The organism is Verrucomicrobium sp. BvORR106 (genome assembly GCF_000739655.1).
In the GTDB taxonomy this organism is placed as follows: domain Bacteria; phylum Verrucomicrobiota; class Verrucomicrobiia; order Verrucomicrobiales; family Verrucomicrobiaceae; genus Verrucomicrobium.
Genome location: NZ_BATR01000016.1, coordinates 1 through 24,601 on the forward strand (window position 1 = coordinate 1; position 24,601 = coordinate 24,601).

General features: G+C 56.6%; 24 protein-coding genes and 2 pseudogenes. 10 read left to right on the forward strand and 16 right to left on the reverse strand.

All coding sequences use genetic code 11. The features are described 5' to 3' along the window. The 3 genes and pseudogenes from BV106_RS02470 to BV106_RS02480 form a co-directional block, all read right to left on the reverse strand. A pseudogene (locus tag BV106_RS02470) lies at nucleotides 1-550 on the reverse strand (hypothetical protein); the annotation flags it as partial. A 492-nt stretch (nucleotides 551-1,042) separates the two neighbouring features. Further along, nucleotides 1,043-1,948 carry a hypothetical protein gene (locus BV106_RS02475; RefSeq protein ID WP_265595257.1) on the reverse strand — a complete coding sequence of 302 codons (906 nt, stop codon included), beginning with the start codon at nucleotides 1,946-1,948 and terminating at the stop codon, nucleotides 1,043-1,045. Between the two features lie 471 nt (nucleotides 1,949-2,419). Continuing rightward, nucleotides 2,420-3,337 (reverse strand): hypothetical protein, encoded by a 918-nt coding sequence (locus BV106_RS02480; protein WP_038160009.1) that lies wholly within the window; start codon nucleotides 3,335-3,337, stop codon nucleotides 2,420-2,422. Between BV106_RS02480 and BV106_RS02485 the strand changes: the two genes are divergently transcribed. After that, nucleotides 3,336-3,701: a hypothetical protein gene (locus tag BV106_RS02485; protein WP_038160011.1), complete on the forward strand. Its 366-nt coding sequence runs from the start codon at nucleotides 3,336-3,338 to the stop codon at nucleotides 3,699-3,701. The genes BV106_RS02480 and BV106_RS02485 overlap by 2 nt on opposite strands. 1,261 nt (nucleotides 3,702-4,962) lie before the next feature. Here BV106_RS02485 and BV106_RS02495 read toward each other — a convergent pair. Both BV106_RS02495 and BV106_RS02500 read right to left on the reverse strand, forming a co-directional pair. Beyond that, entirely contained in the window at nucleotides 4,963-5,319 is a 357-nt protein-coding gene (locus BV106_RS02495) for a hypothetical protein (RefSeq protein ID WP_038160021.1), read from the reverse strand. 154 nt (nucleotides 5,320-5,473) lie between these two features. Further along, complete coding sequence (locus BV106_RS02500) at nucleotides 5,474-5,749, reverse strand: hypothetical protein (RefSeq protein ID WP_265595258.1); 276 nt, start codon at nucleotides 5,747-5,749, stop codon at nucleotides 5,474-5,476. 438 nt (nucleotides 5,750-6,187) lie between these two features. Between BV106_RS02500 and BV106_RS39205 the strand changes: the two genes are divergently transcribed. Then, on the forward strand, nucleotides 6,188-6,829 hold the full coding sequence (locus BV106_RS39205; RefSeq protein ID WP_081891471.1) for an HNH endonuclease: 642 nt from the start codon (nucleotides 6,188-6,190) through the stop codon (nucleotides 6,827-6,829). A 56-nt stretch (nucleotides 6,830-6,885) separates the two neighbouring features. Here the strand turns inward: BV106_RS39205 and BV106_RS02510 are convergent, their stop codons facing one another. Beyond that, the gene (locus BV106_RS02510; RefSeq protein WP_265595259.1) at nucleotides 6,886-7,650 is read right to left on the reverse strand and encodes a hypothetical protein; all 765 of its coding nucleotides are present in this window, start codon (nucleotides 7,648-7,650) and stop codon (nucleotides 6,886-6,888) included. Further along, a complete protein-coding gene (locus BV106_RS37010) occupies nucleotides 7,568-8,269 on the reverse strand; it encodes an ATP-binding protein (protein WP_265595260.1) in 702 nt (233 codons plus the stop codon). The genes BV106_RS02510 and BV106_RS37010 overlap by 83 nt, the downstream gene beginning before the upstream one ends. 177 nt (nucleotides 8,270-8,446) lie before the next feature. Here BV106_RS37010 and BV106_RS02520 point away from each other — a divergent pair, with 177 nt between their 5' ends. The 3 genes from BV106_RS02520 (at nucleotide 8,447) to BV106_RS38005 (ending at nucleotide 10,404) form a co-directional block, all read left to right on the forward strand. Next, nucleotides 8,447-9,475 (forward strand): site-specific integrase, encoded by a 1,029-nt coding sequence (locus BV106_RS02520; RefSeq protein WP_265595261.1) that lies wholly within the window; start codon nucleotides 8,447-8,449, stop codon nucleotides 9,473-9,475. After that, nucleotides 9,472-10,023 carry a hypothetical protein gene (locus tag BV106_RS02525; protein WP_265595262.1) on the forward strand — a complete coding sequence of 184 codons (552 nt, stop codon included), beginning with the start codon at nucleotides 9,472-9,474 and terminating at the stop codon, nucleotides 10,021-10,023. Before BV106_RS02520 ends, BV106_RS02525 begins: the two co-directional genes overlap by 4 nt. Before the next feature lie 240 nt (nucleotides 10,024-10,263). Continuing rightward, on the forward strand, nucleotides 10,264-10,404 hold the full coding sequence (locus BV106_RS38005; RefSeq protein ID WP_265595263.1) for a hypothetical protein: 141 nt from the start codon (nucleotides 10,264-10,266) through the stop codon (nucleotides 10,402-10,404). A 41-nt stretch (nucleotides 10,405-10,445) separates the two neighbouring features. Here BV106_RS38005 and BV106_RS02535 read toward each other — a convergent pair whose 3' ends face one another. After that, the gene (locus tag BV106_RS02535) at nucleotides 10,446-10,895 is read right to left on the reverse strand and encodes a hypothetical protein (protein ID WP_038160035.1); all 450 of its coding nucleotides are present in this window, start codon (nucleotides 10,893-10,895) and stop codon (nucleotides 10,446-10,448) included. Between the two features lie 302 nt (nucleotides 10,896-11,197). Here BV106_RS02535 and BV106_RS02540 point away from each other — a divergent pair, with 302 nt between their 5' ends. After that, entirely contained in the window at nucleotides 11,198-11,920 is a 723-nt protein-coding gene (locus BV106_RS02540; RefSeq protein WP_038160036.1) for a hypothetical protein, read from the forward strand. Between the two features lie 103 nt (nucleotides 11,921-12,023). On the opposite strand, the gene BV106_RS02545 is transcribed toward BV106_RS02540, so the two are convergent. Further along, the gene (locus tag BV106_RS02545) at nucleotides 12,024-13,196 is read right to left on the reverse strand and encodes a zinc-dependent alcohol dehydrogenase (protein WP_038160037.1); all 1,173 of its coding nucleotides are present in this window, start codon (nucleotides 13,194-13,196) and stop codon (nucleotides 12,024-12,026) included. A gap of 242 nt (nucleotides 13,197-13,438) precedes the next feature. On the opposite strand from BV106_RS02545, the pseudogene BV106_RS39210 reads away from it, so the two are divergent. Then, nucleotides 13,439-13,570: pseudogene (locus BV106_RS39210) on the forward strand (cyclase); the annotation flags it as partial. 46 nt (nucleotides 13,571-13,616) lie between these two features. Here the strand turns inward: BV106_RS39210 and BV106_RS37020 are convergent. The 5 genes from BV106_RS37020 to BV106_RS02570 all read right to left on the reverse strand — a co-directional run bounded on the left by BV106_RS37020 (nucleotide 13,617) and on the right by BV106_RS02570 (nucleotide 18,367). Then, entirely contained in the window at nucleotides 13,617-14,015 is a 399-nt protein-coding gene (locus BV106_RS37020; RefSeq protein ID WP_081891482.1) for a response regulator, read from the reverse strand. 211 nt (nucleotides 14,016-14,226) lie between these two features. Next, nucleotides 14,227-15,183 (reverse strand): TIGR03885 family FMN-dependent LLM class oxidoreductase, encoded by a 957-nt coding sequence (locus BV106_RS02555; RefSeq protein WP_038160186.1) that lies wholly within the window; start codon nucleotides 15,181-15,183, stop codon nucleotides 14,227-14,229. A 38-nt stretch (nucleotides 15,184-15,221) separates the two neighbouring features. Further along, a complete protein-coding gene (locus BV106_RS02560; protein WP_038160038.1) occupies nucleotides 15,222-15,713 on the reverse strand; it encodes a ferritin-like domain-containing protein in 492 nt (163 codons plus the stop codon). Between the two features lie 63 nt (nucleotides 15,714-15,776). Further along, complete coding sequence (locus BV106_RS02565; protein WP_051944842.1) at nucleotides 15,777-17,606, reverse strand: alpha-amylase family glycosyl hydrolase; 1,830 nt, start codon at nucleotides 17,604-17,606, stop codon at nucleotides 15,777-15,779. Nucleotides 17,607-17,701: 95 nt separating this feature from the next. After that, nucleotides 17,702-18,367 (reverse strand): DUF6766 family protein, encoded by a 666-nt coding sequence (locus tag BV106_RS02570; RefSeq protein ID WP_038160040.1) that lies wholly within the window; start codon nucleotides 18,365-18,367, stop codon nucleotides 17,702-17,704. Between the two features lie 191 nt (nucleotides 18,368-18,558). Here BV106_RS02570 and BV106_RS02575 point away from each other — a divergent pair, with 191 nt between their 5' ends. Together BV106_RS02575 and BV106_RS02580 are read left to right on the forward strand one after the other, a co-directional pair. Continuing rightward, on the forward strand, nucleotides 18,559-18,885 hold the full coding sequence (locus tag BV106_RS02575; protein ID WP_265595265.1) for a hypothetical protein: 327 nt from the start codon (nucleotides 18,559-18,561) through the stop codon (nucleotides 18,883-18,885). A gap of 38 nt (nucleotides 18,886-18,923) precedes the next feature. Continuing rightward, entirely contained in the window at nucleotides 18,924-20,453 is a 1,530-nt protein-coding gene (locus tag BV106_RS02580) for a hypothetical protein (protein WP_051944845.1), read from the forward strand. A 553-nt stretch (nucleotides 20,454-21,006) separates the two neighbouring features. Here the strand turns inward: BV106_RS02580 and BV106_RS02590 are convergent. Both BV106_RS02590 and BV106_RS02595 read right to left on the reverse strand, forming a co-directional pair. Then, nucleotides 21,007-21,870: a glucose 1-dehydrogenase gene (locus BV106_RS02590; protein ID WP_038160194.1), complete on the reverse strand. Its 864-nt coding sequence runs from the start codon at nucleotides 21,868-21,870 to the stop codon at nucleotides 21,007-21,009. A 169-nt stretch (nucleotides 21,871-22,039) separates the two neighbouring features. Next, on the reverse strand, nucleotides 22,040-22,663 hold the full coding sequence (locus BV106_RS02595; protein WP_038160047.1) for a hypothetical protein: 624 nt from the start codon (nucleotides 22,661-22,663) through the stop codon (nucleotides 22,040-22,042). Nucleotides 22,664-22,819: 156 nt separating this feature from the next. On the opposite strand from BV106_RS02595, the gene BV106_RS02600 reads away from it, so the two are divergent. Beyond that, nucleotides 22,820-24,355 (forward strand): FAD-dependent oxidoreductase, encoded by a 1,536-nt coding sequence (locus tag BV106_RS02600; protein ID WP_051944847.1) that lies wholly within the window; start codon nucleotides 22,820-22,822, stop codon nucleotides 24,353-24,355. The last annotated feature ends 246 nt before the right edge of the window (nucleotides 24,356-24,601 follow it).

Consider the following 24,601-nt stretch of genomic DNA (forward strand, 5'->3'; position numbering starts at 1 on the left):
CACGCAGCCGGACCCTCCTTTCCTCCGGCTCCTCCTCACTCCGCCGGGGTCCGTTGTCATATTTCCTCGAACCCTGCCATAGGGCTTCACCACCACCTCCTCCCGTCCCTCTCTCCTTCTCCTCCACCCTGCTCTCTCCAGGAGAGACGAAAGGCTGGCCCTTTCTCTGGCCAGCGTCAGTGCGCCCAGCGCGACGGGGCCGATCACGATGAGGCTCGCGCTCACGTTCCTGGTAGAGCAAGTGACCCCGCTCGCGATTCGGGTGCGGCGTGGACTTGGCGCTGCGCAGCTTGTGGCGCAGATCACGCTCCGTCCACGGTGGCTGGCAGCCCTGGTTCCAATGCATCAGCAGCGGCAGGGCCTCCTCCGGATCCAGATCAAACCCCCACACCAGCGCCGATGCCGCCCTGAAGGTGGTGGCATGCCCGCTCTGGCCCGACACCGCCACCGGCATCTTGCTCAAGTACAACCCCGCCCGTTCCAACGCCGTCGCCCGTCTGTCCATCGCCCTGTCGGCGGCCCATTCCCCTTCCCCATCCTGTCTGTGCATGCGCAGGACAGTGCGCCAAGCTCCTCATCCCGTCATCCCCCGCCCTTTGTGCGGTTGCCGGGGTAACTGGATTGAAGAAACAAGTTGAATCGTTTGTTGGAAATCGGACGCGTTGCTACCCGGGAACCAGTGCGTCAGTCCGTCAGTGGGCAGTGCGTCAAGGTGTTGAAACCGAAGCTGTACGGAGTACAGGCTTCAGCCTGCGCGGGCCGCGGAAGACGCCCAAACCAAGCGGTCAAATTTCAGTTTGCCTTAGGCCGTCCATCACCGCGTGGGCAAACTGAAGTTTGTACTACGAACAGAGCCTCGCCAGCCACATCAGCAGCCCTCCTTTGTGCCTTCGTGCCTTTGTATGAGCATAGAGAAGCTCTGCTCAGGGTCTTGCGTCTTGTGTCTCCCTGCTTCGCTTGGCTTGCTTTGTTGACTCGCACAGGCTGAGGCCTGAACTCGCTACTGGCGCGGGCCCAACGCCTTGACGCACTGCCCACTGACCTACTGACGCACTGGTTTGCCCGCGAAGCGGGCCCTCCCGTTCCTCCACGCCGTGAGAAACGCCGGGAACCCCACGGGCACCTGCCCCATGAGCCGGGCCGCCTGGGTGAGGCGATGGTACGCCGTCTCGCCGTTGGCCGGGCATTCCCAGAGCCGCAGGGGCAGCCAGAGGCGGAGCAGCCAGTCTGACGTGCTGCGCTGGTAGCGCTCTGGCTTGCGCAGGGCCTGCTCCAGCTCCCGCCCCAGATCGATCGCAAACTGCACCCGCCCGGCCTCATGCCGCGCCTGGATGTCACTGGCGTAGTAGGCCAGCACGTTCTCTGGCGGGAACCCATCGCGCAACCGCTCCCGCACCCGGTGCAGCAGCCGCTTGTCCATCGCCTTCTCTGCATCCCCCTCCCGCGCCGCCGCCCGGGCAGAGCGCCCCACCTGCGAGACCACCTGGCACTCCCGGAGGGTCAGCCGATGCACATGCTGCACCAGCCCCGTCAGCGACTGTGAAGAAGCCGCCGCAGAAGCCGCATCCTCGGCCTCGGACTCGGCCTCAGCAGCAGCATCAGACGGGCACCAGCAATACCCCGCCACGTACCGCGGCCAGGGCTCCCGACCTCCTTCACCTTCGCCTTCGTCTTCTCCGCGTGCCAGGCGTTCCTGCACCAGCCCGTCCAGCATCTCGCAATCCGCCAGCCCCTGCTGCAGCCGCGCCCGCGCCACCGCCAGCACCCACGGGGCCGAGAGCCCAAGCTCCCGGCTCCGCCCCTTCTCCTCCTCCCGGCAGAGCCGCCGCAAACGCCACACGATCTGCGCCATCCGCCCCCGTACCGCGCGCATCTCTCGCTGGCTCTCCGTTTCGCTGTCGGCGTTTCCCATCCCCTGGCCTTCCCCCACCCCCCAAGGCCAAGGCAAGATCCACGCCCCGCTCTCCGACCGGATCCGGGTCGTAGCAGGCAGAGATGACGATGAAGCTGGCGATGACGATGGCGATGAGGATCCCATAAGCCCAAAAACGATCCCCTAACCAGCCCCAGCCCACTCCTAAAGCCAAGTAAAACCGCCCTTCCCAAGCCATGAACTTCGTTCCCTCTGCCCCTGATACCCAATTTCTCCTGGTCTCCTCCCACGCGCCAGCTCAGGTCTTGTGTCTTGTGTCTTCTAGTCTGGCGTCTCCCGCGCAGCGGGCTCTGACCCAGCCCATCCCCAAAGCCAAGCAAAACCGCCCTTTCCACCCCTCCAAAACCCCGAAAGTCACAACCCCCTCATCCTCAACACTGGTGAATTTCCCGTACGAAGTACGAAAAGAACGAAATGCACGAAATCGAGGCCTGACGAGGCCGGTGTGACTACGAGTACCGGGGGCTTGACTGGACCTGTTACCGCTCACCTGTCCGCATTCGATTCAAGGTACTCAATCGCATCCCCCAGCACGCGTTCTCCAGCAGCACGAAGCCCGTCAACTGTAGGAGGGTCCGACGAAAGGAGACCATTGAGGCACGTGTGATGGGCTTCCTCGAAATCAGTCTTGCTGGCCATGAGTTCGCGCATTCCGTTCCCCACACTCTTTGCAAGCACCGACCATTCCGTTGGGAAACAAGCTTGCAGCGCTTTTCGCCACGCCTCTGCCCATGGACGATAGTCGTCCAAGTCCGCCAGCCTGGCAATGGCAAGCACCCGTCCGAGATCCTTGTTGCTGCGCTTGATCTCCCGGCCGACGATGGCTGCGCTCATGCGTTCCGGCTTAATCTTCGGATGCTCCAATAGATTGGCTAGCACCATCATCTCAGGTCGAGCATACCGAATTCCCAAAGGCCCAGCTTTAAGCGGGCGAAATGTTGTGACGGAAAGAAAGCGAAACGTAGGCAGACCGAAGTGGCCCTCGGCCAACGGCAGCCGGGTCCACACTCTGCCAGAGACATCAGCAGATTCTGGCACCGTCAACAGTTCGATGAACCAAGCTTCCTCTGAATCGGGTTCAACATCCGGAGGATACAGCCGTACGGCGGGCAACTCTTCCACGGGTGTCTTGACGCTGCCAGGTTTCTGGTGGTCGCCTGTCACCCTTCGCTGCCAGCCCGCGTCCAGCAGTTGACGGGCAATACTCTGCCCCGCTCCGACTGCGGCATGGAACGGTTCAAGGACACAATCCACATCTTTGGTGCGGACAGCCTTGGTGGGATCTTTCCTGAAGTAGTGATAGCCGGCAGCAAGACTGCCGATCACCACGATGTTGTTGCGGCAGGCCTCCGGAACGGCGCGGGCCACTTCTGCAAAAACACGGGAGGGGGAGACGTGACTCATGACGATGATGGGGGGGCAACCGGGTGAGGAACTCCAGGGCTTGGGACTCCAGACGGGCTTCATGGAGATCCAGCAGACATTCGACCTCATCCGCCCAACAGAGGCCATTTTCGGATTCGGTGAAGAACGAGACTGGGCGGGACAAGGTATGAAGGACGACCCGACAGGGCTCGCCCCGTTCCGCTGGCACCAGGGCAGGATCCAGGCGGCGCAAGAACTCAGTCACCTCGCCCTCTCGACTCGAGTGGATCACGAGATCCAACCGGGGTGTGCCGACCAGATCCAGTCCGGGGACATACCGTCGCGCTCCAAGTACTCCGCCGACGGCGATGTCATGACGATGGAGCTCGCGGAGACGGCCTAGGAGCACCTCAGGAGGACGAGGTCTGCCGGAGCGGTCAGCATATCCTTGGGTTGCGCGGGCCTTCTCGGATTGGGCAACCAACCTGAACCATTCATCGCGAGGAAATGTATCCAACTCCACCCGCCGGTCGGAGTGTCTGCGCAACGAGGATTCCAAACGCTCCAACGCACTCGCGACAGTTGGATAAGAGAATCCAGTCTGCTGGCAAAGCTCCTTCAATGTTAGAGGACCACTCCTGCGGAACCAATGGACGAGAAGCACTTGAAACACTTCGTAAAAAGACTCCTTGTGTCGTCTCCTAGCCTGGGATCTGTCCTGTCTGAGAAGGGCTCTCTCAACCACTTGATCAATGATCTTCTCGTCCTCATTGCTTGGAGGGTTCCCCGCGACCTCTATTCGATGCTCGGATCTCCTCACCACCAAACTAAGCTTTGAGGCCAGATCTGGCCTCACAAGGCTGCAAATCGCCTGCCACTCCTGAATCAGTCGCGCGTCCCCGACCAAGGGAGCCTCCAGGATCAGAAAGCACCGTTCTATCCTATCCTGATTCCGGTCCGCCAAATGCGCCACCTCCACCACCGCCAGGGCAAAACTCCGCAGATCTCGCAGCCCTATTTTCACCTCGAAAATGGACTTCCCATCGGCTGAGACAGCATCCACCAAGAATTGGCTGCCATCGTCATACGGCAGATTGACTTCAAATTTCCGAGGACCCTCCATCTGTGTGAAAGTGCTTCCTTAAATCAAAGTCGCAACTTTAAATTAAACTCGCGCTTTAATTTAAAACTCGCACCTTAGTGAGCAGTAGGGCCGAATCGCGAGTCCGTAAGATCCCATAAGCCCAAAAGCGATCCCCTCACCAGACCCAGGCCCTCTTGCCCCCTCCAAAAGGCCAAAAGTCATAACCACCTCATCCTCAAAACTGATAAATTCTCCGTACGAAGTACGAAAAGAACGAAATGCACGAAATCGACGAACTGAGGCCTGGCGGCCAATGCGTCAGTACGTCAGTACGTCAGTACGTCAGTACGTCAGTACGTCAGTGGGCAGTGCGTCAAGACGTTGGACCCGAAGCTGGACGGAGTCCCGGCTTCAGCCTGCGCGAGTGACGCAACACGCCCCGCAGAGCGGTCATTGGGGAGCGCACGCATCCTGCGTGCTGTTCGCGGCATCTTGCCGCGAACGTCGGTCGATTTGTTCCTGACGCCCAATCCGTCGCGGACCAACATTCGCGGCCCTCTGTGATGAAATTCAGCCGGACTCAGATGCCACTGGCCGAGAGGCGAATCGAAGCACCCGGAAACAGCCGACGCGCTTGCCTCGAACTCAAGCGAAGGTTGTTGAGCAGCAGACCCTCCTCCAACCAGCTGGCGACAAAAGGCCCGTCCACGCCCGGTGGGATCAAGATCACGTTATAAAGGATCGCACTCCGGTCCATTCCCACCGACCACCCCTCCGCCACCAACTTTTTCGCCGCCTCGATCTCCACCAATCGCTCCTCAATCAGGAAATCCGAATGTCTCAGCACCCCGCTCTTCACGGCATTAAAGAGGACGCAGCAAAGCACCCCGGAGAAGAATCCTGAAAGGTAAAGGCCAAGATGGATCGCACTTGTCATGAGGCGGGTTAGGTAGCAGACGAGATAATGTAACGCCACTCTCCGCCAAAAAAGAGAAGTTCGGACCCCTCCAAACCCAGAAAGTCATAAATCATTCATCCTCAACACCGATAGTTTCTCCGTACGAAGTACGAAAAGAACGAAATGCACGAAATCAACGCATCTCCAGCCTGACCGTGCCGGACCGGTACAATCCTCCCGGCAGCGACTCCAGAAACTGCGCTGCGTTCTGCGGATGATTCAGCCGCTGGGAGGCCAGGTACACCCTCGCCTCCTCTTCATGCCCTTTCTGCTCCACGACGAGGACCGAGTCGCTACCTTGAAACCTGAGCAGTACAGGTACTGGTGTTTCTTCTCGTACTGCCCCCCGGTCTTCTCCCCCAGCCACCCGCCACAACAGGCCACAAAAAACGGCTTCTGCATCCACCATGACAACGCATCCCAAATCGATAAATGCGTCTCTATCATCCATACCTACGCTTTCGATCTCAAAAATGGTTTACACGTTCCGGTCAATCGATCAAAAAGTGCTTCCAAACTGCTGTAAGCACCAGATATCAGCACGCGGTTATTGCAAGTAAACGCGCAATTTGCACTTGGGCACACTCGCCTCTTACTATCCGAATGCATACACAACAATGAATTTGCATAGCAGTAAAATGCGTTTTTCGTGGCAAACTCACAATAAGGGACTCGCGTAACACCACACCGGAGCTTTGTAATCACTATCATTGACTCCAAAACCGTGAACCAAGCAACCATCCGCACTTTTGACAGCAAGTCAGATGAGCACACCTACCGTCAGTGGCTCTATTCACATCCAGACTGTTTTGTTCTTAACTTTCCGAGAAATGGAATTACAGCCTCAATGCATGTTGTTTTTCACCGTTCCAACTGCCGAGTCACCCTTTCTCATCGCTCGTTCCCCACACCTGACTGGCTCAAGGTTTGTTCAAGCAGCCTGACACATCTGCTATCTTGGGCTTTACAACGGCGTATATTCAGAGACGCCCCATCTACTCATGCTTGCAAAATCTGTTTTAGGCACGCTCCTTTTGAGTTTGAGCTTCTTGGTTTGAGGCCAACTTCAGACCCAATTGAGTTTGAAAACCTGGTCAAAACCGCACTAAAGATAATTGAACTCCCACCCCCATTGGGCCAACTCCAGCCTTCACGCATTGAGCGCGAGGTTGTGCAGTTTAGCCGAGACCCTTGGGTTCATGCTTACGTTTTGCGAAGATCTGCAGGACATTGCGAACGATGTGGCGCACCTGCCCCCTTTTTAACTCCAGAGGGAAGTCCTTATCTAGAGGTCCATCATATCGTAACGCTCGCAGAAGGCGGCCAAGATACGATCAACAACACTGTAGCTCTATGCCCCAATTGTCACAGAGAGTGCCACTTAGGCACTCGTGCGGACACAATAGCAGACCAACTTTTTCAGATGGTCGAGAACAAGATGAAGCTTTCCGTCACCCCTTTGCATGCATCAAACTTCAGCGAGGCATAAAATGCCAATTGGGGAAAACTAGATTCAAACATAATGCGCCGATCCACAATCGCCGATTACTCGCATGCGAAGAGGTATTCACCGCCATTATTCAAAGGAAACCATCTCTGCAAAGTTTGGATGAACTGAAGAAATGACTCGACTTTGCAGCCGTGAAGACTCTCCTTTTCGACCAACCTCTCGTAGATTGAGTTCGAACGTTGAATTCCAAATTCTTTCAGTAGCGTTTCGAGCGCCTCCTTTGGATGCTTTGGCTTACCAAGCTCGTTCCGCCCTCCAAAGCTATCAATCGCAGACTCAACAGCGCTTGGAAAAAATAGATCGACGCGATCCTTGCACTTGCGAGCTCTTTCGCGCACAAGCGCTTGAAGATGCGTAGATTCAAATCGAATCCACGCTTCAATCTCAGGATCAACTATTAGTACGCAAGATTTCGCCTCTTCCCATCCACTTTCTATCAGCTCATTATGAAGGTATTTTTCAAGGTTTGCCTTACCCCTGTCTTCCCACCCACTGCCGTGAAAATCCCTTACAAGGAGGACGTGACTGCAAGATCTTTGGTAAGGTCGAAGTAGGTCTACCACTTCTTTACTGCTGTCTCGAAACGCATCTTTAACAATTTCGTAGTCGACAGCTCTCAGCCTCAAGCTTGCGCGCCGCTCCCTAAGGATCTTCTCAATCACAAGAGGGTAGGCTCCGTCGGGAACTAAGATGGCGATTTTGGCCTCCATATTTATGCTAGCTAAGGATCCCGGCAGCATACAACCGAGCAAGTGGAAGACCCTTTTTCCAGTCCTGGAGTTTGGGGTGTTGACTTCCATTAAGGACATCCGTCTCCCCTTGTTCGGTCTTAGAGAAACAAAGCAGGTGATGCGGCTCACACAGTCCGACGAAAATCGGTGAATGAGTGGCCACCAGCACTTGACCATCATATACAGAATTGAGCGAGAGAAAAACCGCCTCAACTGCTTGCGGATGAATTCCGTTTTCTGGCTCCTCAATAAAGAAAACTGAACTATTCTCTTTGAGATATGGCAACAGAGTAAGAGCAAACATCCGCAATGTGCCGTCTGATAAATGCCACGATGGCACCGCCGCTCCATTATCGAAATGAGCGACTAGATGGCTAAATTTTGTATCTGGACTTTCAACTACGTCTACCCTCTTCAGAGGTAGGATTGTGCGCAAATGCTCTAACCATGCCCCCATCCCAGTCATATCTCGCGAGAGACTGGCAACAACATGAGGTAGATTAGAACCGTCCGGAAGGAAGCCCCCTTTCTTTAGCGGAGGACAAGCCTTGCGCATCGACTCGCTGTTTAATGTCAATTGGAACGAGCCTTCCAAGAGTTGTTGCTTGAACCAGTTCGAAAGAGGAAATCGTTCGTCGGATGGCAGCGATCGAAGTGCCGATTCATGAGCTGGATTTCTTATCTGCAAGTTCCACTTTGTCGTCTCCGCTTTGAAATAGGAGTTTCCTGAGCCGGTTTGCCACTATTTATGGCATCCCTACGTAGAAAGGAACGCTCCCCATTCTGGTTCGCCTGCTTCATTCTCCCGGACGGTCGGAGGGTTCAGCGGTCCACCAAAGAAACCCGTCGCAAGGTCGCTCAGACCATGGCCGACGAGTGGGAGGTGCTGGCCAAACAGAAGGCCAAGGCCAAGCAGGCGCATCAAGTCATCTCTGACATTTACAAAAGCGCTCACGGGGAAGACCTCCCATCTTCGACCACCCGGACCTTCCTGGAGGGCTGGCTGGCCCGCCGGAAGGGGGAAGTGAAGCCCGCCAGCTACTCCAACTACAGTGCCCGGGTTCGCGATTTCTTGAGGTGGCTGGGGAAAGGAGGCGACGACGCCATCGGGCAACTGGCCCAAAGCTCGTTCGTGAAATACAGAGACGACGTGGCCCAGAGGCTCAGCGTCACCACGGCGAACCAAGCCGTCAAACTGTTGCGCTCCATGTTCGAAGACGCCCGCCGGGATGGCTACCTGCCCGAGAATCCCGTTCGGGATGTTCGTCCGCTCAAGTCGGCCGAAGAGAGAGTCAAAAGGCGGCCCTTTACCATTTCAGAGCTGCAAGCTGTCCTGTCAGTGGCAGATGACGAATGGCGCTCAATGGTGTTGTTCGGGATCTACACTGGTCAACGCATCGCGGACCTAGCTCGCCTTCGGTGGGCAAATCTGGATCTCCTTCAAGGGGAAATCCGTCTCCAGACTGCCAAAACCGGCAGGGTCGTCATCATCCCTTTGGCTGAGCCCCTTCAGCGGCATATTGCCTCACTCACGGCTGGCGAGGCGGACGCCTTCATCCACCCCCGAGCAGCCAGCCACGTAAAGGTCGCCACCGGCCAGGCTGCCGCCCTTTCGCGTCAGTTCGGCGACATTCTGGCCGCGGCAGGTTTGCGGCAGATTACCAGCCACGAAGCTCAGAAACAGGGTCGATCCGGACGACATGAAATCGCCCCGTTGTCATTCCACTCCCTTCGCCACACCGCTACGAGCCTGATGAAAAACGCCGGCGTGTCGCCAGCCATCGTTCAAGACATCATCGGGCACGACTCGGCAGAGATCTCCGCCCACTACACCCACGTGGACAGTCCCTCCAAACGAAAAGCCCTCAGCAGCCTCCCAGACCTCAATCCATGAAGAAAAGTACCTCCCGGATGGTTGAGAAACCGCGACCACAGCTAGACACCGGGTACCCCGCTGTTGGCGAGCTCGCATTGTTAGCTGCCCAGTTGTTGGGTAAATCCGACGCTCTAGACGTGAATGCCGCTGCGGAGAAAGCGCTTTCCCTATGGCGGGCCTCAGCTATGGCCATCTACGCAGCCAAAGAAGCGGAGGTCAACTTTCCCGCTGTGGTCTACGAAGACTGGTACATCCAAGCGAAGAAGGCTGCAGACGACCGGTACATCTACCCGAGCACCGGCAAAACGTTGACCTTTAGGGAGGCGGCAAAGACCCTCTACGAAGAGGATGAGCCCAATTCCATGAAGCTGCTAGCAGCACTCGTCCGCAAGAATGGGGAAAAGGCCTCCCAGCGGGTGACAGTCAACCAATTCTGGTCGTGGGCAGTATGGCGGGAGGTCGAACGACTCGAAGTCCAGGAAGCAACGAAGAGCAAATGGGGTCGGGAGATGGCTGCCAAACGAGAGGAAAAGAAAAAGACCAAGGTGAACAAAAATAAACTTTGACGACAAGAATCTCTCCCCCTCAACGCGCAAAGAACGGGAACAGACGACTCCAGCAACGGCTCCACAACGAAATATCGACTGCGTCCAACGACAACCTAACGGGAAGTCAGTTTGCTACCGTGATTTGTGAACACGGTTCAAGACAACTCTAAACTCTCCACCGACGCCCTCCCAGAGTGGGCAAGGCCCACAGACATCACCCGTCTCTTTGGAATCAAGCGAGGTACGCTTTGGGCTCTCATGTCCTCAGGCGACATTCGCAGCGTGTCGCTACGGAAAAAGCATCAGCTCAAGGGCACACGTCTTGTGAATGTGCAGTCCGTTCGCGACTTCATTGAGGCCCAGACGCCCGGCAGTGAGAAGCGCAGCGAGGGACTTTGAGGCTTCTAGACACGAACACTGCAACTTCACCCATGAAGGCCTCACCTGCTGCCTCGATGCCCCGCCGACCGCCTCGCTCGAAGCGAGAGAAGCGCATCAACCACCTTACGCCCGCCATGGCCCTTGAGCAGGGCAAAGGCTATGTGGTCCTGCCCAGTGACGCCGTCTCTTCTCTCGACCCTTTCTCCTGCAAGCTGCTGGCCGTACTGCTGAACCGCAGCAGTGATTTCCAGTGGAACCGGGGGTATCTCCGCCGCGCGGCCAAAATTTCTGACTACCGAGTACGGGACGCCCTGCTGGCGCTCAAGGCAACAGGTTACGTAAAGACGGAGCACCGTACGACCGATGGCGGCACCAAGATGGCCGGGCAGAAGTGGTGGGTGACCGCCATCCCGTTCGTCTTTGCCAAAACAGCTGATTCCGAAGCCGTTTCCCGTGTTGTCGAAATCCGTCAAGACGGGGAGCATCACGACAAATGTATTGTATATCATAACGTAACCACACCCTTACCCTCTCCGTGCCGGAGAGGGGACCAGGAAAGCTTCTCACCGGGAGAAGAGTTGGAAACGATGCCGGAGGCAGCAGATCCGGTGGGCAGTTTACCGGTATCGAATGATCAGGACTCTTTGACGGTGCTCCCGGGAGATCCCGATAACGGTATGGGGGATCAGACGGAGGACATTCTCTGCGACATTTCCCCGGTCATTTCCGATTCAGTTGATTTGGATAACGTTGACACTGAACTGGATGCTGCGCCTGCCCTTCGGACATTTCACCTGTCATTTCCCACTCGTTGCCAGAGTCTCTGCGCCCCTCCCGAAACTGGGGCGACGATACTCGTGCTGCGTTCCAGTGGGTCCTCAACTCCCAGTTCGCGGAGGAATTCCGCAAGATCCTCGGCAACGGATTTGCCTGGGACATGGCCTCAGCCAGGATGTTTTACCGTCGGTTCCGGGCTGGAACCATCCGCCCCGTCGACACCTACACGATGCAGGGGATGGGCCTTTCCCAGATCCGTGAAGTGTGTGCGGTGGCGGCGACTTCCCTCACGATGCTGTGCCGTCGCTGGGAGTCGATCATCAACCGCTTCGCTGCGGACGAGAACAAGATGTGGCAGTACCACCACGACCTGGTCATGCGGACGATGTCCCGTGTGCATGGTACAGGTCTTTGGGAGGAGGTGGGAACCCATCAAGCTGAAGGTACGGACCTTCCAGTGGAGCCGAACGTGTTCATGCTGCATGCGTTTGATGGTGCTGATCCGGAATGGACCTACCGCCAGCTGGAGCGCTGGCTCGATAATGATCCGGCTCGTTTGGCTGCGACGCTGTCGTGTGTGTGCCCTGTGCAGGCGGTGGTCCTCCTGGACCCGGCCTGCTCGCCGCCCGAGGTCATCCGCATGGCCCGCGGCATTGTTCTGCCAGACCTCATCAAGCTGTGCGCCTTGTCGGAAACCGTGGACCGCAACACCTTTCAGTCGCTGGCCGAAGTGGTCCAGCAAGTTGAACTCCTTTGATACTTTGGAATGATCGGGGGTTCGATCCCCTCCCTGCTCACTCCTATATTTTATGAGGCTCCGCGCATCTAAAGTCAAAACCTAGTCCGTGTTGCCCCCGAAATCATGGACTCAGCACAACCTTTACGCAGCCATCCTGCTTGTCCCGGAACATCTTGTAGGCATCCGGTGCCTTCTCCAGCGGCAGACGGTGAGTGATCACAAAGGAGGGGTCGATCTCCCCATTTTCAATGCGGGAGAGCAAGGGGCGGAGATAGCGCTGGACGTGAGTCTGTCCCATCTTGAACGTCAGCCCTTTATTCACTGCGGCCCCGAAGGGGATTTTGTCCAGCAGCCCTACATAGACACCAGGGATGGAGATGGTGCCCGCCTTCCGACAGCATCGGATGGCCTGTCGAAGCACGTGAGGTCGGTCCGTGCCCAGCATGACTGCCGCTTTGGCCTTGTCGAGAATTGCATCGAAGCTGCCCGTACCATGCGCTTCGGTGCCCACGGCATCAATGCAGCGGTCCGGTCCCCGTCCGTCGGTCATGCTCATAAGACGTTCGTAAATGTCATCGTTGTCGAAATTGAGCGTTTCCGCCTTGCCGTGAGTCGCCGCCATCGCGAGTCGCTCAGGCACCCGGTCGATGGCAATCACGCGGCCCGCCCCCATGATCCAGCAACTCTGAATGACAAATTGACCGACTGGACCACAGCCCCAAACCGCAACGGTATCACCGGGCTCAATCTCTGCATTCTCCGCAGCCATGTAACCTGTGGGGAAGATGTCCGAGAGGAAGAGCACCTTGTCGTCCGGAAGGTCGGACTCAATCTTCACCGGCCCCACATCTGCATAGGGCACACGCAAGTACTCCGCCTGACCACCGGCAAAGCCCCCCAACATATGCGAATAGCCAAAGAGCCCCGCGGGAGATTGCCCCATTGCCTTGCGGGCGATTTCCGCATTGGGATTAGAGGTGTCGCAACAGGAGTAGAGGCCTTTGCTGCAGAAGAAGCAGCTCCCACAGGAGATGGTGAAAGGCACCACCACTCGATCGCCTGGACGAAGCTTCTTCACCGCGGCCCCCACCTCGACCACCACGCCCATGGGCTCATGCCCAAGGATGTCTCCAGCCTCCATGGTAGGCATGAAACCATCGAACAAATGCAGATCTGAACCGCAAATGGCCGTGGCTGTTATCTTAATGATCGCGTCAGTAGGATCGATAATTTTTGGGTCTGGAACTGAATCCACCCGTACATCCGACTTTCCATGCCAACAAAGTGCCTTCATATCCTCGTGATCGCCGACGCTTCTCCAAGCGGCCCGAATTCATTGCCCGCCCGATAGGCACCTCATCCGGATAACTTACGGTCCAAACTCGTCCACCCCACGATTCTCACGACAGAGGAGAATAGTCTCCTGACATTCAATCCCCAATCAATATGGAGACCATTACCAGAAACATCGAGATAGGCCGATCCCTGCGCACCGTGTACAATCAGTGGACCCAGTTCGAAGACTTTCCCCACTTCATGGAGGGCGTGAAGTCGGTGCGGCAGATCAATGACAAGCTGTTGCAGTGGGAAGCGGAGATTGTCGGCAAGACCAAAATCTGGGAGGCAGAAATCTACGAACAAGTACCGGACCAGGTAATTGCCTGGCGCAGCACCAGCGGTGCGGAGAACAGCGGAGTGGCCCTATTCGCGGCATTCAGGACTCCTCCGGGTGTCGGAGCAGGGCCTCTCGCACCACCTTATCCAACTCCCGTAGATCAAACGGCTTTCTCAAGTGCTGCGCAAAGCCGGCTGCAGAGGCGTCTGCTTCATCCTGTTTCGTCGCGGCAGCACTCATGGCCACAGCGTACACCGGAGCCTGTGCCTCAGCCATCTCTCTCAAAAGATCCCACCCATGACCATCTGGCAGGTTCCTGTCACAAATAAGAACATCCCAGCGACACTTTTCAAGGTTGGTTCGAGCATCCTGCAGATCACATGCGACGGCTACCCTGTGCCCCATCCTGTTAAGATATCGATCGAGCACGCCCCGAATGTCAGCATGATCTTCCACCACTAAAATCTGGAGGCGCCTCGATGGAAAATGTTCATCCATGTGTTGAGACTAGATTGCTCACGAATCCGGACAATTCCCCCAATTGAGGGCCAGAAGGAGCAATCCTTCAGCAGGTTGCGAAGAAGCCCTCTTCCTCCAACCGCAACAATCGGTGCCTCTTGTACCAGACATCATGCCTTCCATGAACGAGTTTGAAATCTATATTCCGCTTCCGAAGGTCGATGGCGCCGCAGTCCCCTCGATCATCCCACTACAGAAAGGCGGGGAGTACCTTTTCACCAAACACATCGATAAACTCCTCCTGGTTCCTGCCAATGTTGTGTAGCACGATCTTGGTGAATCCAGCATCGATGTCATTCTGAATCCACTCCCTGTGTTGCTCCAGGCTGTCTGAAATCCGGATCATATCGTCCATGTCCTCAGGACGCACATGTTTGCCGATGGCGTCGAATTCCGCTGGGGTGCGAAGTTCTGCCAGGACATTGTTCTGAAATGCCACACTCCGCCATTGCTGATGGGCATTAAGACGCGCCTCCTGCTTCGTCGGCGCATAGGAAAGGCCGCTTTTGAGGTAAAGGGGTTTGCCTGCGCCACCTCCTCGATGAAAGGCCTCGACCATCTTCCGCAATTCCTCGGGCGGCTTAGAGACCGTAATGAGTCCATCGGCCCACGAGCCCATCCATTCAGCAGTGGCTTCGGTGATGGCGGCCCCGATGAGAAGTGGCGTCTGCCGCGGCAGCGTATAGAGCTTCGCCTCTTCCACCGTAACCAAGCCTCGATGCGTGACCGTATCGCCCGCCCAAAGAGCGCGAATGATGTCCGCGCATTCCTTTAGCCTTGCATTGCGGATGTCTTTTAGGGGCCACGGCTGCCCGGTGATCTTTTCATTAAGAGCCTCTCCGCTGCCTATCGCCAGCCAATAGCGCCCTTCGTACATTTCAGAAAGCGTCGCGGCGGCTTGGGCGACAACAGCGGGATGATATCGATAGCCGGGGCAACAGATCATCGCACCGGGCAGAGAAGTCGCCTGCAACGCAGCTCCCATCCAAGCCCAGGAGAAACCGGCCTGCCCCTGAGCCTCGCTCCAAGGATGAAAATGGTCCGAACTGAAGAACCCGTTGAATCCTGCCTTCTCCGCCTTCTGCACCCACCTCAGGAGCGCGCTGGGGGCAAATTGCTCATGCGAAGCATGATAACTGATCTCCAGGTCGCTCTGAGGGGTGGTGCTCACACGTGCGGATCGGATCAGGCAGCTGCGGACACGTTGATTTCCGACAAGGCAAGATCCGTCAGTTTCTTGTCGGTCGCGCCTTCTTCATCCAGCGTTTTCTGTAGGATCTTCTGTCCTTCTTTATCGCCAATGATTTCTGCCAGCGACCGGGCCGTGCCGTACCCTGCGATTTCGTAGTGCTCCACCTTCTGAGCAGCCCCGATGAGTCCGACATCCAGGATCTCTGGATCGGCTTCCTCTTCAATCAGCTCCTTGCCTTCCTCAATGAGACCCTCCATGGCTTTGCACTTTGGTCCCCGGGTAGTTTGTTTGTGACTGGCCAGGAGCTTCTCCAGACGCACAGCATGCTCCCGAGTTTCCTCCAGGTGAAGTTCGAATCCGGCGCGCAGCTTTTCATTGGTCGACGCCTTGGCCATTTTGGGCAAGGCCTTGATCAGCTGCTTCTCCGCGCTGTAGAGGTCCTTTAACTGGTGAATATAGAGATCTGTAAGGGTTTCTAGTTTCATACGTGGCAGATTCGGAGTCACTTCATTTGCCGGATGTAGATTATCCAAGGCAGTTACGCCCGGTCACATCTGCCAGCGGTCCCGCCATTTCGCGGCACCTGTTTCCGGCACGGTACGGCGACGTGGGGAGCGGTGCTCCCGCTTGGCGTCATCAAGGTTGTCCGAATTCAGTACGACGTATTTGTAGGCAAGGGGCCTCCCACAGGACTCCTCAAAAGCAATCTCGCCGAACCATGTGTTGTTGTTGACGCATTCAAGGTACTGAATGTGCTGCAAGTCCCACTCCCCTAATTCAGAACAGTCTCCCACGATGCCCACCCGGTCTCCAGGCTTCGTGAGGATACCGTCTACCTGGACATTGACCATCACGCGGGCTTTGAACGGCTTGCCCCTTATTGTGAAGACCAGCGCTTCCAGACTGTTCACGTGAAGCTTTGCGCGTCCCCCGTCCACCACCAGCTTCTTCCCCGTGAGGATACATTCATACGAGCCGTCAGGCATCTCCAGATCGTGCAGGAAAAGATCGCGAGCCACTCCACGATTGAGGACTACCATGCACCTGGAATCGCGGTAACGACGAAGGAACACGTACACATCCCTTTCAACGAGTTTCGGCCATACACCTCCCCATTGCACCGCAGAGTTGGACTTGCGTTCTGCACCGAGTATCCGGGTGATCCGTCGGGCCTCCGTGTCCTCCCAGTCTTTCATCATGGGTCGATTGTACGGGTCACCACCCCCCTCCAAGTTCGAGTAGAGATATTGCTCGCATCCGTAGTACAAGCAGGGAATGCCTCTCACCGTCAGCAGGAGCACAAGCGCCAGATGGAGCCACTCTCGTTCAGGATTCAAGGACTGGAACCTGGGCATGTCATGATTCTCGATGAAAGTGACCAGCTCCGTGGCGCTGCGGTAGCGTTCATCCATGCCCAGTATCTCCTGCACCAGGTGAAAACCCTCTTCATTGCGCTTTCCCAAACAGTCTCGAATCGCGTGGCACAGGGCGAAATCCAGCAGGCACATTCCATCCTCGTTGGCATACTCCATGGCCATCGCATTGTCCGGATGGCTGTCAATCCACTCACCAAACACGAAGACATCGGGCTTGAACGTGTGCATGTCGGTGACGAACTCCTGCCAGAACCACAGCGGCATGTGTTTGACAGTATCGATCCTCAGCGCATCCACTCCGCGGCTGAGCCATAGTTTGATCGCCTCCTTGATGTAGCGGCGATACCGGATGTTGTTCTCGTTGAAGGTCGCCAGCCCCGCGACATCTTTGTTTTGAATCTGCCATTCGTCCTGCCAGTCCGTCACATCCCCATAGTGATGGTACCAATGATCCACGTCATTTTCGTGATCGGCAACAAGCCTGCCGTCATCATATAGCTTGCCTTTCCCTTCCGTCGTTGATGGTGAACTGTGATTGCAGACGATGTCGAGCACGAACTTCATCCCTCTTTCGTGCAGTTCTGCCAGCAGGCGGTCAAAAAGGGTGTGTTTGCATTGGAAGAGGGAGCATTCGTCGGGATCATTGAGCCAGCGGGCATTGATGCGTTTAAAGTCACGGGTCCAATAACCGTGAATGGGCGCGCGGAGCTTCCCGCACTCCAAGGCTTCCACCTGCTCAAAGAGCGGGGTGAGCCAGATGGCCGTCACGCCCGTTTTCTGAAGGTAGTCCAGCTTGTCGAGCACCCCCTGAAGATCCCCACCCCAATACTTGTCCCAGTCTTGGTGGGAGGGATCGTTGAGCTCGTGATTACCAGCTAAATTACTGGGATTCCCGTCGTAGAAGCGGTCAACGACGATGAAATAAATCACCTCCCCACGAAAATCAATTTCCTCCGGGGTGAGTGGCGTTAGCTGCGCTGCGTCAAGTTCCGGCGTGTTCATAATAAGAGTTTACCTTCGCGTGGTCCCCAATGGGGCAGGCCCTTTCCCGTCAGAAGCCTGCGTGTTCTGATCGCATCCACCAGAGACCTTGGCCCTCACTCCCCGGTGTCCGAGTGCGGCGCATCCACCGGCTTGGACTCGGGAGAACCACGTTGCCTCAGATAGATGCTCAGGCAGACCATGCTGAGGATGGCGAGGAACTCGCTTTGCCAGTTCTGGAAGGATTCAAACCAAAACCTGCTGCTGCGCAGATACTCCGCCACCCGCATCTCAGGCTCCCCATGCTGGCTGAGTTCCTCATTGTAGTTCGCGCACCCGCTTACCGCGTGCAGGGCGAAGCAAAACAGGAACAGCACCACGAATGCGAGCGTAAGGGAGTGCTCATACACTTTCAGGATCCATCCGCCCTGCCGCACCGGCCAGGGCGCATTGGCCTTGTGTTTGGAAAGCCGGGGATCCCGATCCACTTCCTCCACCCTGTCTGGGTCCTTGGACTCAGAAGACCCCTTTTGAAACAGGAAGACGGTGACAAACACATAGACGGCCATTTGCAGGAATTCGGACTCCCAGTTTTCCGATGTAGCCTCCAGAAAATGAGATCCCGTCAAATACTCACCCATCGATTCGGCGCTCTCTCCGTGACGAACTTTGTCTTTGTTTGACTCGCGGTAACCCGTCAACACCTGACCTGCAGCCAAGGTCGCGGCGAAGAGCAGGAACAGAGCAAGCGACAGACCGTTTTCCTTGAGAAAGCGCTTCATGCCAGCAGTTCGCCCAAAGTAGTCACAGCGGCTGCAACCATTCTTCGGAAGCAGCAGCCTGTTAGCTGAACTCCCTGATTGAGGCATCGTGGAGCACTACGGTCCACCCTCTGAGCAGCATTTCGCGATCCTGGTGTGATATGACGGCGGCTCCAGCCGTCTCAGAAACCATTTCGCCCCATCCCATCACCATGCCTGACGTAGGACTCTTCACCGCCACGGAACCTGTTTCGAGCGACACTCCCGTGATCATCAAGTTCAGTGTCGAAGTCGGGGGGCTCCCCGTCTATCAGGAGAGCTACGATGTAGACACCCTTCGCGAGGAGGACAAGGCCGACCCCGACAAGATCGCCGCTCTCTGGCTCCGCAGGTTGCGATGCGTGCTGGAGTCCCGAGACCGTCCCGGCTTCAGTGCCGCACTGACAAGCTGTCTCGCCACAGGCATGTGCGGGGATCATGGCCAGAGCCCCGGTCAAAAAGTGATCGACCCTCTGGGCATTCCCACGGAAGATTCCTAGAACCCATCTGCATAAAATAACCTACATCTTGAAAGCTCATGAAAACCCTTTTGGTCCAGGCCACCTTTGTGACCTTCATTACCCTCGCCCTGCCGGCCGTCATCTGGGCTCAGAAAAAGACTGACTCTCATCCTCCGGATGCTGTTGAGGACGCACAGACGCCCCGTCAGGCAGACAAGACAAGAGTGGAGCAGAAGAAAACCGCTCACGATGCCGATGACAAATTCAAGGCGGACAAAGCAGCGCCTGCTTCCTCCGCCATCGCGACGCAACCTGATGGGGGGCAAATTCTGGGATTCGACTTTTACAGAGACCCTCTGAATGCAAAAGTTCCCCAGCAGACCTTTGGCGAGATCATGCAGGCTGACAAAGCAGCCAAGTCTGCGGTGATGGAAGCTCAGGCGAAGCTTCTGGCCAAGAGATATGACTTGAATCCCAAGTTCGATCCTGTCGCCAAGATGTCCCGGGGCAAACCTGTGCCCCTGGGCCCCACCGCCCGCCTGGCTGAGGGAGTGAGTTGGGACAAATTGAACGAGGCTGCACCCGGGGACATCCGGAAGGCAGGGACGTTCCCTTACCCCGCCCTGCCCCACCCGAAGCATGTGGCAGGCGGGCAGGTGTTCCCGGCCATGCAGACAGTCATTTTTCCACGATTGCAGCGGTTTGACGTGGATTTCGATCTGCCGGATGCGTTTCTGCCGGAGTTTCCTCCCGCCATCTTCCTGCAGAACCGACCGGAACTGGGAGATGTGTCACGGGGAGAGGTGGTCTCCATCAACAACTACTACAAGCTCTTCAAAGACTTGCTCACCCCCGTGCAACTGGATGGCCTCCGCCTCTTGCTGACGCCACTTCCTCAAGAAGAGTTCAATCCCACCGATGACCGCAAGACAGAGCAACCCAGCTTGGGGGTAACCTGTCTGGACTGCCATGTGAACGGACATACCACGGCCCAGTTTCACCTCAGCCCAGACATCCGGCCTCAGCAGAGAAGGCCCCGACTTGATACCGTCAGTCTGCGAGGCCTGTTCAACCAGCAGGTCCATGGCTCCAAGAGGAGTCTCCGTTCCGTTGAAGACTTCACCGAGTTTGAGCAGCGCACCGCTTACTTTAATGGGGACCCCATCCATGCTTTCAAAAAGGGGGCGATGATTCTGGATCGAGTCCAGGTGAGTCACATGGCGCAGATGCAAAACATGTTCGACTTCCCGCCCGCTCCGAAGCTGGACCCCGCCACGGGTAGGTTGGATCGTTCCAAGGCCACAGAGAGTGAGTCACGTGGTGAAGACTTGTTTTTTGGCAAGGCCAAATGCGCCACCTGCCACACGCCTCCCTCCTACCTGGATCATCAATACCATGATCTCATGGTTGAACGGTTTACCGACAGCCCTGCCCTTGGCCCCATCAAGACCTTTACTCTTCGCGGAATCAAGGACAGCCCACCTTATCTGCATGATGGCCGCTGCCTGACTCTAGAGGACACGGTGGAGTTCTTTAATCTTGTGCTACAGCTAAAGTTAAACTCGAGTGAGAAAGCAGACCTTTCCGCGTTTATGAAGGCGCTATAACAGGGAGGCTTCCGGCCCGTCCATTGTTGAGCGGCTAAACAGGCTTCAATCTGATTGTTCAGCAACCGAAGATATTGCATCCAGCAAGTTGCCTGCATCCGGAGTTAAACGTATTGAGTGTCTCTGAAGCAACACAGAGTCGTCAGACTGATCAACTATAAGAATTGCCCCTCACAACTGTTTTGCTAAAATGCCCCGATGAAGGCGTTTGAATTGACGTACGTTGACGGCACGAGGATCAGATGCTTCGGTGAAAGAGTGTGCGAAACCCCACGATCCTTGGTCTTGATGGCACTCGATGGATCCGAGTCCGTGTATGACAAGAAGACAGTCTGCTGTTGGGAGGAGGTGTCCCTGGAGACGACGTTGCCCGCTGAGGCGAATTAGGAGTTTGTTCCTTTTCCAACCTTTCGAATTGTTCACGCGTTTTACTTCCGGCTCCAGATGGGCTTCAGCTCCAAAGGTGAATGTCAGCGATTGGGTGAGGCTGCTCCACCTCGTCGCCAACAAGTGGCGAAGTAGTGGTTCGCACCCAAAACGTATTCGCACCCCCTCATCCATTTACGATTTCTCCGCCATTGGGGTGAAGCACTTGCCCGGTCATGTAGGATGAGTCTTTTGATGCGAGAAAGACATAGCACGGCGCCACCTCATTGGGCTCCCCTGCCCTTCCCAGAGGGACATCGGAGCCAAAGGATGCTACCTTCTCCGCCTCAAAGGTCGAAGGGATGAGGGGTGTCCAGATCGGCCCCGGAGCCACCGCGTTCACCCGGATGCCTTGTTTGACCAAGGCATGCGCCAGAGATCTGGTGAAGGTCACAATGGCCCCTTTGGTGGCAGAATAGTCCAGCAGCGTCGGGCTGCCCCGGTATGCCGTGACTGAAGTCGTGTTGATAATGGCTGCGCCAGACTTCAGATGCGGCAACGCGGCTTTGCACAGATGAAACATGGAAAAGATGTTGGTGCGAAAGGTGCGCTGCAACTGCTCAGTGCTGATGTCGGCAAGGGACTTCTGGGGATGCTGTTCACCCGCGTTGTTCACCACAATGTCCAGGTGCCCATAATGGTTGAGGGTCTCTTCCACCAAGCGTTGGCACACGTGCTCATCGCCGATATCGCCCGCCATGAGATGGACTCGTTGCCCCAGTTCACGTACCTTCTCTGCAGTAGTCTGGGCATCTTTTTCCTCATTCAGGTAGCTGATCACCAGACTGGCCCCCTCTGCCGCGAAGGCGAGCGCCACAGCCCGTCCGATCCCGCTATCCCCTCCCGTGATGATGGCGACCTTGTGGTGAAGTTTTGGCACACAGGCTTCTGCTACGGGGTCGGCCTTCGGAAAGGGCTTCATTTCAGACTCCACACCGGGTTGTTGATCTTGATGCTGCGCGGGGCGAAGCGGCTTTTCATCCTGTTGCATCTGCGCCATAAGAGAGAAGGGTTCGAGGGTGGAATCAGTGTGCAAAAGCGCGCCATTCCTGGATCGTACCAGGGCTTGATAGTCGTGGAGAACAAGACTGCCTGATGGCCGGTTCAGGCGGGCTCATGGAATGGAAACGCAGAAACCCGGTCACTTCAGACACCAGGGCCTACGTCTTCTCAGCCAGTTGCTGGATCAGCCCGTAAGCGGGGAGTTGATTGCCGTTTTTCCATGCAGATAGGGCCGTCCTCGCCTTTCTCCGCAGCAGGGTATCCTGCATGGGTGCTACCTTCTTTCTCTTCGCAGGCTCTGATGCCACCTTCTTGCGGACTCTGGGTGATTCGGCCTTAGTTTCCTTTTTGGCAGACCTCGCCTGGGGAGGCAGGTGAATGATATTTTGCGGCAGCAGTTCCTCACTCCCCTTCCGTTCGGTGACGGTCTTGAAAGATTGGACCTGTCGAGTTTTCACCAATGCGGGGGCCACCTTTTTGAGGCGTCGGCGGGGGGCCAGAGGCAACTCTTTCAGCAAGCGGTAGTCGATTCCCACCACTCGCTTCCCCGCGACATTCTTCAGACTCTTCGGAAACACCAGGATTTGCCCATCGAGGTTCTTGCCCAAGCCCACCTCACCCCAATCTTTCTTGGTGCCCGTGCGGGGTTGCATGAGCGTCATCACGCGATGCTGGGCGACGAGCTTGCGCAGGGCCGCGTCCCTGGAGGGGGTCTTCCATGGGAGATACACCTCCGGCTTGCCTGCATCTTTCACCACCTCCGTGAATCTGACAATGTTCATTTGGTAACGGCCTTCTGCCGAAAAGGGAATCGGAACCCATCATCTCACTGCGGCTGCCCCTTAACCCAGCATCGGGCCACTTACGGCTCCCTCCGTGTCTTGCCCTTCCACGATCCAGTGAGTGAACACATCTGCACCCCCCATTGCCCCCTCCTCATGAAAACCAAATCCTACTGGCTGTCCCTCCCTCCCCGCACGCATGCCACCCCTTTAGACGGCGACAAGGAAGTGGACGTGCTGGTGATCGGCGGAGGAGTCACTGGCCTGACTACGGCGCTTCTTCTCGCCAAGTCGGGACTGCACATTGCCGTGGTGGAACGTCAAACCATCGGCAGCGGTGACAGTGGTCACACCACTGCGCATCTCACCTACATGACAGACACCCGGCTCTCTGAGTTGGTGACCAGGGTAGGAAAGGATCACGCGCTGGCGTCATGGGATGCGGGGGCCCATGCCATGCAGATCATTCATGATCTAGTGCAGGAATATCGCCTATCCTGCGAATTCCGGGTGGTTCCGGGCTTTCTGGCGCTCGCCGAGGATGCCTCCAGAGATGACGAGAGGAAGACATTGCGGGATGAAGCCACCATGATGATCGAACATGGATTCGAAGCCTCCTTTGAGGAACGGGTCCCCGTCACAGGGAATTGCGGCATCCGGATGGGCAACCAGATGAAGTTTCATCCCGTGAAGTATCTCCGGGCTCTAGCCCACCAGGCCGCGGCGCTGGGAGTGGGAATCTATGAACATACGGAAGTGGCGTCCTTTAAAGAGGATCCCCGGAAGGCGGTACTGACCAACGGCCATACCATTCGCTACGACAAGGTGGTGATTGCCACCCACATGCCTCTTCAAGGAAACACGGGAACGCTGGGGGCACTGTTCTTCCAGACCAAGTTGTACGCTTACTCCACCTATGCGATCGCCGCCACGATCCCCTCAGGCGCATTTCCTGAATTCATCTGGTCTGATACGGCGGATCCCTTTAACTACGTACGTGTGGATAAGGGAGCAGAAGCGGACGTGGTTGTGCTGGGAGGTCAAGATCACAAGACGGGCCAGAAATTGGACACGGACGCCTGCTACCGCCGCCTTGAGGATACCCTGTCGCGATGGATGCCCGATGCCGTGTCAACCTATCGGTGGTCCGGCCAAGTCATCGAGACGCCCGACGGATTGCCCTACATAGGGACCGTGGATGAACATCAGTATGTGGCCACCGGCTTTTCCGGGAACGGCTACACCTTTGGCACACTGGCTGGGGCCATCATTCATGACGCCATCACGGAAACCAAGAACCCCTGGGCGGATCTCTTCTCCCCTGCACGTAAGAAACTCTCCGGCGCATGGGACTATCTCAAAGAGAATGCGGACTACCCCTACTATCTGCTGAAGGGCTTCGCTGCCTCCATTGGAGGCTCATCCAACCAACCAATGGGCAAAGGAGAAGGCAAAGTTTCTCGCCGGGGTGGCAAACGAATCGCCATGTGCTGCGATCAACAAGGGCAAGTGCACACTGTATCCGCCGTCTGTCCGCACCTTGGCTGTATTGTGGGCTGGAATGCTGCAGACCAGACGTGGGACTGCCCCTGCCACGGGTCGCGGTTTCACAAAGACGGCAGCCTTCTGGCAGGGCCCGCAGAAAAGGGTTTGGACGCAATCGCAGCCAGCGACACAGGCCAGACCCACTAGCGCTGGTTTTGCCCGGGCGAGCGCCACCGGGAAAGGTCGTGGCGTTTTTTCTTCGTCCACCAGAGCTCTGGAGAGCGGGATGGCTCGCCATTTTTCCTACCACATGGGTACCCCTGCTCTCTGTACTCTGATACCGATCCGGCACGATCCTGACTATTCGTAGATCAAAGTCGATGTCATACTGAACCTTTACTAATCACCTTTGGGCTTCATGGCCCGGTAGTCCTGAAGGCGGAAGTATCACTT